At 60.7% G+C, this 12,861-nt stretch carries 10 protein-coding genes; 8 read left to right on the forward strand and 2 right to left on the reverse strand.

What is annotated here, in order from left to right:
* Positions 1 to 131 precede the first annotated feature (131 nt).
* From HU739_RS11085 to HU739_RS11095, 3 genes are read left to right on the forward strand one after another with little or no spacing between them, the layout of a single operon-like run.
* Positions 132 to 434 (forward strand): ArsR/SmtB family transcription factor, encoded by a 303-nt coding sequence (locus HU739_RS11085; RefSeq protein ID WP_186552091.1) that lies wholly within the window; start codon positions 132 to 134, stop codon positions 432 to 434.
* A 34-nt stretch (positions 435 to 468) separates the two neighbouring features.
* The gene (locus HU739_RS11090; protein WP_186552090.1) at positions 469 to 1,635 is read left to right on the forward strand and encodes an MFS transporter; all 1,167 of its coding nucleotides are present in this window, start codon (positions 469 to 471) and stop codon (positions 1,633 to 1,635) included.
* A gap of 28 nt (positions 1,636 to 1,663) precedes the next feature.
* Complete coding sequence (locus HU739_RS11095; protein ID WP_186552089.1) at positions 1,664 to 2,713, forward strand: alkene reductase; 1,050 nt, start codon at positions 1,664 to 1,666, stop codon at positions 2,711 to 2,713.
* 211 nt (positions 2,714 to 2,924) lie between these two features.
* Here HU739_RS11095 and emhR read toward each other — a convergent pair whose 3' ends face one another.
* Positions 2,925 to 3,557 carry an efflux system transcriptional repressor EmhR gene (gene emhR / locus HU739_RS11100; protein ID WP_186552088.1) on the reverse strand — a complete coding sequence of 211 codons (633 nt, stop codon included), beginning with the start codon at positions 3,555 to 3,557 and terminating at the stop codon, positions 2,925 to 2,927.
* A gap of 266 nt (positions 3,558 to 3,823) precedes the next feature.
* Here emhR and emhA point away from each other — a divergent pair, with 266 nt between their 5' ends.
* The 5 genes from emhA (at position 3,824) to HU739_RS11125 (ending at position 12,361) form a co-directional block, all read left to right on the forward strand.
* Positions 3,824 to 4,981 (forward strand): efflux RND transporter periplasmic adaptor subunit EmhA, encoded by a 1,158-nt coding sequence (gene emhA / locus HU739_RS11105; protein ID WP_186552087.1) that lies wholly within the window; start codon positions 3,824 to 3,826, stop codon positions 4,979 to 4,981.
* Positions 4,982 to 4,984: 3 nt separating this feature from the next.
* Positions 4,985 to 8,149, forward strand: coding sequence for an efflux RND transporter permease subunit EmhB (gene emhB, locus HU739_RS11110; RefSeq protein ID WP_186552086.1), 3,165 nt, complete (start codon positions 4,985 to 4,987; stop codon positions 8,147 to 8,149).
* The gene (emhC, locus tag HU739_RS11115; RefSeq protein ID WP_186552085.1) at positions 8,146 to 9,606 is read left to right on the forward strand and encodes an efflux RND transporter outer membrane subunit EmhC; all 1,461 of its coding nucleotides are present in this window, start codon (positions 8,146 to 8,148) and stop codon (positions 9,604 to 9,606) included. Before emhB ends, emhC begins: the two co-directional genes overlap by 4 nt.
* A gap of 413 nt (positions 9,607 to 10,019) precedes the next feature.
* Positions 10,020 to 11,279 carry an OprD family porin gene (locus HU739_RS11120; protein WP_186552084.1) on the forward strand — a complete coding sequence of 420 codons (1,260 nt, stop codon included), beginning with the start codon at positions 10,020 to 10,022 and terminating at the stop codon, positions 11,277 to 11,279.
* Positions 11,280 to 11,554: 275 nt separating this feature from the next.
* Positions 11,555 to 12,361 (forward strand): methyltransferase domain-containing protein, encoded by an 807-nt coding sequence (locus HU739_RS11125; RefSeq protein WP_186552083.1) that lies wholly within the window; start codon positions 11,555 to 11,557, stop codon positions 12,359 to 12,361.
* 105 nt (positions 12,362 to 12,466) lie between these two features.
* On the opposite strand, the gene pcaC is transcribed toward HU739_RS11125, so the two are convergent.
* Entirely contained in the window at positions 12,467 to 12,859 is a 393-nt protein-coding gene (pcaC, locus tag HU739_RS11130; protein WP_186552082.1) for a 4-carboxymuconolactone decarboxylase, read from the reverse strand.
* Between the last annotated feature and the right edge of the window lie 2 nt (positions 12,860 to 12,861).

The raw sequence follows: 12,861 nt of genomic DNA on the forward strand, positions 1-12,861 counted from the left end.
TCAATATCGTTATAACCCGATATAGCGATTTATTAGTCCGTCAGACCGATTTCATATTGGTATATCGCGATCTAACGATTTAAAGTTCGCCTCATCGCGATATATCGCCACTGCCAACACGAGCCCAAGCCATGAACCTCGACCTCGACGAAATAATAAAAGCCCTGGCGCACCCAGTACGGCGAGACATCCTCAACTGGCTGAAGAATCCCAAAGCCGAGTTTCCCGAGCAGTTGCACAACCACGAATACGGCATCTGTGCCGGGCAGATCGATCAACGCTGCGGCCTGTCGCAATCGACCGTGTCGGCGCACCTGGCAACGCTGCAACGGGCCGGGCTGATCAGCAGCCAGAAGGCCGGGCAGTGGCATTTTTTCAGACGTAACGAGGACGTCATCCAGGCGTTCCTCAACACCCTCAGTAAAGAGCTCTGACCCTTAACGTCAGCCAGCCGACAAGGAACCCCGCATGCCCCTCTCGCTCCTCATCCTGGCCCTGAGCGCCTTCGCCATCGGTACCACCGAATTCGTCATCATGGGCCTGCTGCCCGATGTGGCGGCCGACCTCGGTGTGTCGATTCCCGGTGCCGGCTGGCTGGTTACCGGTTACGCCCTCGGCGTGGCCATCGGCGCACCGTTCATGGCGCTGGCCACTGCGAAGCTGCCGCGCAAGGCAGCCTTGGTGGCATTGATGGGCATCTTTATTGTCGGCAACCTGCTCTGCGCCATCGCCAGCGATTACAACGTGCTGATGTTTGCCCGCGTGGTCACCGCTCTGTGTCACGGCGCGTTCTTCGGCATCGGTTCGGTGGTGGCGGCCGGTCTGGTCGCGCCGAACAAACGTGCTTCGGCGGTGGCCTTGATGTTCACCGGCCTGACTCTGGCCAACGTATTGGGCGTACCGCTGGGCACGGCGTTGGGTCAGGAAGCCGGATGGCGTTCGACCTTCTGGGCGGTGACTGCGATTGGTGTGATCGCGCTGATCGGCCTGATCCGTTTCCTGCCGGCCAAGCGTGACGAAGAAAAACTCGACATGCGCGCCGAACTCGCCGCCCTCAAAGGCGCCGGCATCTGGCTGTCGCTGAGCATGACCGCGCTGTTCGCCGCCTCGGTGTTCACCCTGTTCACTTACGTTGCGCCGCTGCTCGGCGAAGTCACCGGCGTCTCGCCGCGTGGCGTGACCTGGACGCTGATGCTGATCGGCCTGGGCCTGACCGTCGGCAACATCATCGGCGGCAAGCTCGCGGACAAAGGCATGGCCGCCACGCTGATCGGCGTGTTCATTGCCATGGCCGTGGTCTCCACCGTGCTGAGCTGGACCAGCGTCGCGCTGATCCCGACTGAAATCACCCTGTTCCTCTGGGCCACCGCATGTTTCGCCGCCGTGCCGGCGCTGCAAGTCAACGTGGTGACCTTCGGCAAGGCTGCACCCAACCTGGTCTCGACCCTGAACATCGGCGCTTTCAACGTCGGCAACGCCCTCGGCGCCTGGGTCGGTGGCAGCGTCATCGCCCACGGCTACGGCCTGACCCGCGTGCCGCTCGCAGCCGCCGCGCTGGCCGTGCTCGCGCTGCTGGTGACCCTGATTACCTTCCGCCAGAACGGCAATGCCGAGCTGGCCCCTGCTTCCAACTGATCAACTTCCCTTCAAGAGGCTTATAGACATGGCGACTATTTTCGATCCCATCAAACTCGGCGACATCGAGCTGAGCAACCGCATCATCATGGCCCCGCTGACCCGCTGCCGCGCCGACGAAGGCCGTGTTCCCAACGCGCTGATGGCTGAATACTACGTACAACGCGCCTCGGCTGGCCTGATCCTCAGCGAAGCCACGTCGGTAACGCCGATGGGCGTCGGCTACCCGGACACCCCGGGCATCTGGTCCAACGATCAAGTGCGTGGCTGGGCCAACGTCACCAAGGCGATTCACGCTGCCGGCGGCAAGATCTTCCTGCAACTGTGGCACGTTGGCCGCATTTCTCACCCTTCGTACTTGAACGGTGAAGCACCGGTCGCGCCAAGCGCCATCCAGCCAAAGGGCCACGTTAGCCTGGTGCGCCCACTGGCCGACTATCCGACGCCGCGCGCGCTGGAAACCGCTGAAATCGCCGACATCGTCGACGCCTACCGCACCGGTGCCGAGAACGCCAAGGCCGCCGGTTTCGACGGCGTGGAAATCCACGGCGCCAACGGTTACCTGCTCGATCAGTTCCTGCAAAGCAGCACTAACCAACGCACCGACCACTACGGCGGCTCGCTGGAAAACCGTGCGCGCCTGCTGCTGGAAGTGACGGATGCCGCGATCGAAGTCTGGGGCGCCGGCCGCGTGGGTGTGCACCTGGCACCGCGTGCCGATTCCCACGACATGGGCGATGACAACCTCGCCGAGACCTTCACTTACGTCGCCCGTGAACTGGGCAAGCGCGGTATCGCCTTCATCTGCTCGCGCGAGAAAGAAGGCGCCGACAGCCTCGGCCCACAGCTGAAAGAAGCGTTCGGTGGCCCTTACATTGCCAACGAAAAATTCACCAAAGAAAGCGCCAACGCCTGGCTGGCCGCAGGCAAGGCTGACGCAGTGGCGTTCGGCGTGCCGTTCATTGCCAACCCGGATCTGCCGGCACGCCTGAAGGCTGATGCGCCGCTGAACGAGCCGCATCCGGAAACCTTCTACGGCAAGGGTCCGGTGGGTTACATCGACTATCCGACGCTGTAAGCCATACCCTGGAAACGCAAAAGCCCCCGACTTGTGAGAGTCGGGGGCTTTTTGTTGTTGCCGGAGGATGAGGGCAAGCGGCGAAACACGGTTTCACAAGGGCGACACAATTTCCCTACAAAATGCCTGGCTCGCTACGTTTAAACTCTGCGCCGCGATCAATGGCCATACCGGCTGATTGACATCCCCATGGCCAATTGCGCATTTTGTTTCATTTGCGCAGGCTGGGGCTCAGGCGCAGCATGTCCAGCCCGGTGTCGACCCAGCGTTCAGCTTCTGTATGCAGGTCAAAGCCGTCCGGTGCCAGCAGCCAGCCATATAAAAGGCCATCGATGTAGGCGTGAATACTGATGGCCGCGCGGGCGGTGTCGAGATCTGTCGGCAACTGGCCGCGATTCACCGCATTACGCAGGGTCAGGCCGATGCGCACATTGCAGTCGAGGCTGGCTGTCCGGCGCTGCTGGCGCAGATCGCACATTTCATCGGTGAACTCGCATTTATGAAACAGAATTTCGTTGATGCGCCGGGTTTTCGGGTCCAGCGCAACTTGATGAAACAAATGAATCAGCAATTTGCGCATACAGCCCAATGGATCGAGTTCGTCCTCGCTTTCACTGGCCTTGGCCAATTCATCCAGCGGCTCATGCAGACTGTCGAGCATGGCCTGGACCAGATCGGCCTTGTTGCTGAAATGCCAGTAGATGGCACCGCGCGTGACACCGGCCAAGGTCGCGATGTCCGCCAGGGTGGTGCGGGCGACCCCCCTTTCATAAAAGGCCTTCTCAGCCGCTTCCAGAATCTGGCTGCGGGTTTCTTGAGCTTCCTCTTTGGTACGACGGACCATGGCAGTAAAACCTCAAACAGGACGTTTCAGGGATGGCTGAATATCCGCTGAATAAAGAGGGGGCGATCTCTCATGAATCGACTCCCCGGCCTACAATTTCAAACCTTGCGACGACTTTTGTAACAGGGTGGGTACGCGGCGCAGGTATTTACAAACAACCATGAACGTAAGTATATTCCTTAGCAAGCTACTTATCCACCCGGTGCCCGATTTTTACTTTTCCACACTTCTTGTGCGCTTTTCGCGCGCCTGACCCGAGGATCTACATGCAATTCAAGCCAGCTGTTACCGCCCTGGTCACTGCCGTCGCCCTGGCATCGCTGCTCAGCGGATGTAAAAAGGAAGAAGCGGCCCCGGCCGCTCCGCCTCCTCAGGTCGGCGTCGTCACTCTGCAACCACAAGCTTTCACGCTCACCTCGGAACTGCCGGGCCGCACCAGTGCGTTCCGCATCGCCGAAGTGCGTCCGCAGGTCAACGGCATCATTCTCAAGCGTCTGTTCAAGGAAGGCGGCGACGTCAAAGCCGGCCAGCAGCTGTATCAGATCGATCCGTCGGTCTATGAAGCGACCCTGAAAAGCGCCGAGGCCAACCTGCGTTCGACCAAGTCGATTTCCGACCGCTATAAGCAACTGGTCGATGAGCAAGCCGTCAGCCGTCAGGAATACGACACTGCCGTGGCCAATCGGATGGAGTCGGAAGCGTCACTGCAGAGTGCGCAGATCAATGTCCGTTACACCAAGGTTTATGCGCCGATTTCCGGTCGTATCGGCCGCTCTTCGGTGACCGAAGGCGCGCTGGTCAGCAACGGCCAGGCCGATGCCATGGCCGTGATCCAGCAGCTCGATCCGATCTACGTCGACGTGACCCAGTCGTCGGTGGAACTGCTGGAGCTGCGCCGCGAACTGGAAAGCGGCCGTCTGCAAAAGGCTGGCGACAACGCCGCCAAGGTCAAGCTGACCCTGGAAGACGGCAGTCAGTACAAGCTCGACGGCAAGCTGGAGTTCTCCGAAGTCTCGGTTGACCAGACCACCGGTTCGGTGACTTTGCGCGCCGTGTTCCCGAACCCGGATCACACCCTGCTGCCGGGCATGTTTGTGCACGCCCAGTTGCAGGCTGGTGTTAACAGCGCCGCGATCCTCGCGCCTCAGCAAGGCGTGACCCGCGACCTCAAAGGTACCCCGACCGCACTGGTCGTCGGCGCCGACAACAAGGTCGAGCTGCGTCAGCTCAAGGCCAGCCGCACCGTCGGCAGCCAGTGGCTGATCGAAGACGGCCTGAAGGCCGGCGATCGTCTGATCACCGAAGGCTTGCAGTACGTCAAACCGGGCGTTGAGGTCAAAGCGACCGAAGCGACCAACGTCGGCACCAAGAACCCGGCCCCCGCTCAGGCAGCTGATAAAGCCGCCGGCGGCCAAGGGGAGTAACTCATGTCAAAATTCTTCATCGACCGTCCGATTTTCGCCTGGGTAATAGCCCTGGTGATCATGCTGGTCGGCGCGCTTTCGATCCTGAAATTGCCGATCAACCAATACCCGAGCATTGCACCGCCGGCCATTGCGATCTCCGTGACCTACCCGGGTGCGTCCGCGCAAACCGTGCAGGACACCGTGGTCCAGGTGATCGAGCAGCAACTCAACGGTATCGACAACCTGCGTTATGTGTCCTCGGAAAGTAACTCCGACGGCAGCATGACCATCACCGCGACCTTCGAGCAAGGCACCAACTCTGACACCGCGCAGGTCCAGGTCCAGAACAAGCTGAACCTGGCCACCCCGCTGTTGCCCCAGGAAGTGCAGCAACAAGGTATCCGCGTGACCAAGGCAGTGAAAAACTTCCTGCTGGTGATCGGCGTGGTATCGCGTGACGGCAGCATGACCAAGGACGACCTGTCCAACTACATCGTGTCGAACATGCAGGACCCGATCTCGCGGACCGCCGGTGTCGGTGACTTCCAGGTCTTCGGTGCCCAGTACGCGATGCGCATCTGGCTGGACCCGGCCAAGTTGAACAACTTCAACCTGACCCCGGTCGACGTCAGAACCGCCATCGCGGCGCAGAACGTTCAGGTTTCATCCGGTCAGCTCGGTGGCTTGCCTGCCGTCAAGGGCCAGCAACTGAACGCGACGATCATCGGCAAGACCCGTCTGCAGACGGCCGAGCAGTTCAAGGAAATCCTGCTCAAGGTCAACAAGGACGGCTCGCAGGTTCGCCTCAAAGACGTGGCTGAAGTTGGCCTCGGCGGTGAGAACTACGCGATCAGCGCCCAGTTCAACGGCAGCCCGGCGTCCGGTCTGGCGGTGAAACTGGCCAACGGTGCCAACGCCCTCGACACGGCCAAGGCCCTGCGTAACACCATCGACAGCCTCAAGCCGTTCTTCCCGCAAGGCATGGAAGTGGTGTTCCCGTACGACACCACGCCAGTGGTGACCGAGTCGATCAAAGGCGTGGTGCACACGCTGGTCGAAGCGATCGCGCTGGTGTTCCTGGTGATGTTCCTGTTCCTGCAGAACTTCCGCGCCACCGTCATCACCACGATGACCGTGCCGGTGGTATTGCTCGGTACGTTCGGTATCCTCGCCGCCGCCGGTTTCAGCATCAACACCCTGACCATGTTCGGCATGGTGCTGGCCATCGGTCTGCTGGTGGACGACGCCATCGTTGTGGTGGAAAACGTCGAACGGGTGATGAGCGAAGAAGGCTTGTCACCGAAGGAAGCCACGAAAAAATCCATGGGCCAGATCCAGGGAGCCCTGGTCGGTATCGCCCTGGTGCTGTCGGCGGTACTGCTGCCGATGGCGTTCTTCAGCGGCTCCACCGGGGTGATCTACAAGCAGTTCTCGATCACCATCGTTTCGGCCATGGCCCTGTCGGTACTGGTTGCCCTGATCTTCACCCCGGCGCTGTGCGCGACCATGCTCAAGCCGATTCCGAAAGGCGAGCACGGCACCCCGAAGAAAGGTTTCTTCGGCTGGTTCAACCGCAACTTCGACCGTGGCGTGCAGAGTTACGAGCGTGGCGTCGGCAACATGCTGACCCGCAAGGTGCCGTACCTGCTGGCTTATCTGTTGATCGTGGTCGGCATGATCTGGCTGTTCACCCGCATCCCGACCGCGTTCCTTCCAGAAGAAGACCAGGGCGTTCTGTTCGCTCAGGTGCAGACCCCGGCAGGTTCGAGTGCCGAGCGTACGCAGGTGGTCGTGGATGAAATGCGTGAGTACCTGCTGCGTCCCAACAAGGACGGCGGTGAGGCGGACGCAGTGGCGTCGGTGTTCACCGTGACCGGCTTCAACTTCGCCGGCCGTGGTCAGAGTTCGGGTATGGCGTTCATCATGCTCAAGCCGTGGGGCGAGCGTAACGCTGACAACAGCGTGTTCAAGCTCGCGGCCCGTGCCCAGCAACACTTCTTCAGTTTCCGCGATGCGATGGTGTTTGCGTTCGCCCCGCCAGCGGTACTGGAATTGGGTAACGCCACCGGTTTCGACGTGTTCCTGCAGGACCGCGCCGGTATCGGTCACGAAAAACTGATGGAGGCACGCAACCAGTTCCTCGGCATGGCAGCACAGAGCAAGGTGCTGACGCAGGTGCGGCCGAACGGCCTGAACGACGAGCCGCAGTTCCAGCTGGAAATCGACGACGAGAAGGCCAGCGCCCTCGGCATCACCATCAGCGATATCAACAACACCCTGTCGATCGCGCTGGGCAGTAGCTACGTCAACGACTTCATCGACCGTGGTCGCGTGAAGAAAGTGTACGTGCAGGGCCAGCCGGACTCGCGCATGAGCCCCGAAGACCTGAAGAAGTGGTACGTGCGTAACGCCGAAGGCACCATGGTTCCGTTCTCGGCGTTTGCCAAGGGCGAATGGGTCTACGGCTCACCGAAACTGGCGCGCTACAACGGTGTGGAAGCAGTCGAGATTCTCGGGGCTCCGGCGCCGGGCTACTCCACCGGTGAAGCGATGGCCGAAGTCGAGGCGATTGCCAAGAAGCTGCCGGCCGGTGTCGGTATCTCCTGGACCGGTCTGTCCTACGAGGAGCGTCTGTCCGGCTCGCAAGCGCCAGCGCTGTACGCCCTGTCGCTGCTGATGGTGTTCCTGTGCCTGGCGGCGCTGTACGAGAGCTGGTCGATTCCGATCGCGGTCATGCTCGTGGTACCGCTGGGGATCATCGGTGCGTTGATGGCCACCAGTCTGCGCGGCCTGTCCAACGACGTGTACTTCCAGGTGGGCCTGTTGACGACCATCGGTCTGGCGGCTAAAAACGCCATTCTGATTGTCGAATTCGCCAAGGAATTGCACGAACAGGGACGCACCCTGCGTGAGGCGGCGATCGAAGCCTGCCGCATGCGTCTGCGTCCGATCATCATGACGTCGCTGGCCTTCGTCCTCGGTGTTGTACCGTTGGCGATCTCCACCGGCGCCGGTTCAGGCAGTCAACATGCGATCGGTACCGGCGTGATTGGCGGTATGCTCACGGCCACGATCCTGGCGATCTTCTGGGTCCCACTGTTCTTTGTCACGGTTTCGTCCATGGGCCAACGTAAAAACGCCCACGTGGATGACACTCAAGAAACTCCTAAAGAGGCTGGCCAATGAGCAAGTCGCTACTCTCCATCGCAGTCGCCGCCTTCGTGCTGAGCGGTTGCTCGCTGATACCTGATTATCAGCAGCCTGAGGCTCCGGTCGCAGGCCAGTACCCGCAAGGGCCGGCGTATTCGCCGACCCAGGCACCGGCACAAGCCGCTGCCGAGCAGGGCTGGCAGCAGTTTTTCCATGACCCGGCGCTGCAGCAATTGATTCAGGTCGCACTGGAAAACAACCGCGACCTGCGTGTCGCGGCGCTGAACATCGACGCCTACGCGGCGCAGTACCGCATCCAGCGTGCCGACCTGTTCCCGGCGGTGTCGGCGAACGGTTCCGGCAGCCGCCAGCGCCTGCCGGCCCGCGCCTCGCAAACCGGTGAGTCGAGCATCAGCAGTTCCTACTCGGCGACTGTGGGCGTCAGCGCCTACGAGCTCGACCTGTTCGGTCGCGTTCGTAGCCTGAGCGAGCAAGCGCTGCAACAATACTTCGCCACCGAAGAAGCGCGGCGCAGCACCCAGATCAGTCTGGTCGCCAACGTCGCCAACGCTTACCTGACCTGGCAAGCGGACAAGGAACTGCTCAAGCTGACCCAGGACACCCTCGGTGCCTTCGAAGAAAGCTACAAGCTGACCAGCCGCAGCAACGAAGTCGGTGTGGCCTCGGCGCTGGATCTGGCGCAGTCGCGGACCTCGGTGGAAAACGCCCGGGCGCAACTGGCGCGGTATACCCGCCAGGTGGCGCAAGACGAAAACAGCCTGACCCTGCTGCTCGGCACCGGCATTCCGGCCAACCTGCAAGCGGCCAAACCGTTGTCGGACGATCTGCTCAGCGACGTGCCGGCCGGTCTGCCTTCGGATCTGCTGCAACGTCGTCCGGACATTCTGCAAGCCGAGCACAACCTGAAAGCGGCTAACGCCAATATCGGCGCAGCCCGTGCCGCGTTTTTCCCGAGCATCAGCCTGACCGCCAACGCGGGCACGCTGAGCCCGGACCTGTCCGGTCTGTTCAAGGGTGGCTCGGGAACGTGGCTGTTCCAGCCGCAGATCAACCTGCCGATCTTCAACGCCGGCAGCCTGCGCGCCAGCCTCGACTACGCCAAGATCCAGAAGGACATTGGCGTGGCGAACTACGAGAAGTCCATTCAAACGGCCTTCCAGGAAGTCGCCGACGGCCTGGCCGCACGTCAGACCTACACCGAGCAATTGCAAGCGCAGCGTGACTTCGTTCAGGCCAACCAGGATTACTACCGCCTGGCCGAACGCCGCTATCGCATCGGCGTCGACAGCAACCTGACCTTCCTCGATGCCCAGCGTCAGCTGTTCAGCGCGCAGCAAGCGCTGATCACCGACCGCCTCGCGCAGCTGACCAGTGCGGTCAACCTGTACAAGGCCCTGGGTGGCGGCTGGAATGCGCAGACCGCGCAGAACGAGCCAGTGAAAGAAGAAGCGCCGAAGATGAAGTTGTTCTGATCATCAGTTGAAAACATCAAGCCCACCTTTTGGTGGGCTTTTTGTTGGCTGGCAAAAAAGATGTGGCGCCTGCACCGGCGCCATCGCGAGCAGGCTCACTCCTACAAGGGAACGCATTCCAAATGTAGGAGTGAGCCTGCTCGCGATGAGGCCATCTCAGTCGCTAAAAACTCCGTTGAATCTTGCGTTCGATAACCGCCCAAAACCCGCTTTCAACAATTGAACCCGAACACACAAGCCCTTCACCATTCGCCTCAGAAAACCAATAACAACAAGGTTCGACACCATGCCCCAGCGCCCTGCCCCGCCCGGCTGACTGCCGCCGCTTCACCCTCCATAGCAATCCCTGTCAACGCCCTGAAAACGGTGACAGCGCAGCCGTTCGCCCTAAAAAAACAAGAGAGACCACGTCCATGACAGTTTTCCCTGTGCCTTATGCACTGCCCGGCCTGGTTGCTTTGGCCATCGCCGGTCTGGCCCTGCCAGCGAGCGCCGAAGAAGCCGGTTTCGTTGAAGGCGCCAAGGTCAACCTCAACTTGCGCAACTTCTACATCAACCGCAATTTCACCAATCCGACCAAAGCCCAAGGCAAGGCTGAGGAATGGACGCAGAGTTTCATCCTTGACGCCAAATCCGGGTTCACCCAGGGCTCCGTCGGTTTCGGCATGGATGTGTTGGGGCTGTATTCGGTGAAGCTTGATGGCGGCAAGGGCACCGGCGGCACGCAGCTGTTGCCGCTGGACCGCGACGGCCGTCCGGCGGACAACTTCGGTCGCACCAACGTTGCCTTCAAGGCAAAGTTGTCCGAAACCGAAATCAAGGTCGGTGAGTGGATGCCGGTGTTGCCGATTCTGCGCTCCGACGACGGCCGTTCATTGCCGCAGACCTTTCGCGGCGGCCAGATCACCTCGAAGGAAATCGACGGGCTGACCCTTTATGGTGGCCAGTTCCGCGCCAACAGCCCGCGCGACGACAGCAGCATGAGCGACATGTCGATGACCGGCAAAGCCGCGTTCACCTCTGACCGGTTCAACTTTCAGGGCGGCGAATACGTCTTCAATGACAAACGCACGCAGATCGGCCTGTGGAACGCCGAACTCAAAGACATCTACAGCCAGCAGTACATCAATCTGATCCACAGCCAGCCGCTTGGCGACTGGACGCTGGGCGCCAACCTCGGCTTCTTTTACGGCAAGGAAGATGGCAGTGCCCGCGCCGGCGATCTCGACAACAAGACCTGGTCCGGAATGTTCTCGGCCAGGTACGGCGGCAACACCTTCTACGTCGGCCTGCAGAAACTCACCGGCGACAGCGCGTGGATGCGCGTCAACGGCACCAGCGGCGGCACTCTGGCCAACGATAGCTACAACGCCAGCTATGACAATGCGCAGGAACGTTCCTGGCAGTTGCGCCACGACTACAACTTTGCCGCCATGGGCATTCCCGGCCTGACGCTGATGAACCGCTACATCAGCGGCGACAACGTGCACACCGGGACCCTCACCGACGGCAAGGAATGGGGCCGCGAGTCAGAACTGGGCTATACCGTGCAGAGCGGCACGCTGAAGAACCTCAACGTCAGATGGCGCAATTCGACCCTGCGCCGGGACTTCAGCAACAACGAGTTTGATGAAAACCGGTTGATCGTCAGTTACCCGATCAGCCTTCTGTAAACCACGATTTCATCTGTAGGAGTGAGCCTGCTCGCGATAGCGGTAGATCAGTCACATTCGTAATGATTGACCTAATGCTATCGCGAGCAGGCTCACTCCTACAGGGGATTTGTGCCATTGGTCTGGATTTGTTGCGCCTCACAGGGCGCCGTATAGAGTTCCAAGACCTGAAGGAATCAGGCGCCCCACCCTTCCCGCTTCCGTTTCGTTGTCGGTCCCCAGCTGTGCACCAGGTTGTCATCGGAAGACACCATTGATCACCGGAGGACCACCTCATGATCAACCGACTCACCTCAGCACCCGACTGGGACGCCAAGGCGTACCAACAGTTTTCCCGACTCAGGCAACGCCCGGTCAACGAATTGCTCGACCGTGTCGATGTGCAAAACCCCAAGCGCATCTACGATCTGGGCTGCGGCACAGGCATCGCCACGCAATTATTGGCCAAGCGCTGGCCGCGTGCGCAATTGCAGGGCATCGACAGCTCGGCGCGGATGCTCGACGAGGCCCGCGGCCTGCCGATAAAGGCGCTGTGGAAGCAATGTGATCTGCTGGCCTGGCAACCGGAGCAGCCAGCGGATTTGCTGTTTGCCGCCGCGGTGCTGCATTTCCTCGATGGCCATGAAAGGTTGCTGCCGCGCCTGCTCGGGCATCTGAGTCCTGGCGGTTGCCTCGCAGCGCACATGCCGGACTGGCGCGACGCGTTGTGGTATCGCTTGATGCTCGAAACACTGGAAGACGCAGGCCCCGGCGGAACACCATTAGCCACGCCTGAACTGCGCCAGCGCATGGCTTCGCGGCCGTTGCTGACACTGGAGGATTACTACCGGTTGCTCGCCCCGCTGACCACGTCGCTGGACATTTGGGAGACCGAGCAGTTGCAAGTGGTGAACGGCAAGTCGCCGGTGTATGACTGGGTCAAGGTCTCGGCGCTGCGGCCGGTGATGCAGGCGCTGGATTCAGCGCAACAGGCGCGGTTTATCTATCACTACCTGATGCGGGTGCATGAGCATTACCCGCCAGAGGGCGACGGCTGCACGTTGTTTGCGTTCAAGCGGATATTTATTGTCGCCACGGTTTGATTTGTCGCATCCACTACCGCTATCGCGAGCAGGCTCACTCCTACATTTGGAATGCGTTTCCCTGTAGGAGTGAGCCTGCTCGCGATAGCATCAGCTCAGACACCATCAATCCCGGGATTCAACACCCAATTCATCCCACACCGATTCGGCCAGATGAAACGTCGCATTCGCCGCCGGGATCCCGCAGTAGATCGCGCTCTGCATGATCACTTCCTTGATCTCGCCCCGGCTCACGCCGTTGTTGGCCGCTGCGCGCAGGTGCAGTTTCAGTTCACCCTCGCGGTTCATGCCGATCAGCATGGCAATGGTGATCAGGCTGCGGGTATGCCGGGGCAGACCCGGGCGGGTCCAGATGTCACCCCAGGCGTGGCGGGTGATCATCTCCTGGAACTCCGAGTTGAATTCGGTCAGGGTGGTCAGGCTGCGATCGACATGGGCGTCGCCCAATACCGCGCGGCGCACTCGCATGCCTTCGTCGTAACGTTGTTTTTCGTCCACAA

This window comes from Pseudomonas hamedanensis, from assembly GCF_014268595.2.
GTDB classification, from domain to species: Bacteria; Pseudomonadota; Gammaproteobacteria; order Pseudomonadales; family Pseudomonadaceae; genus Aquipseudomonas; species Aquipseudomonas hamedanensis.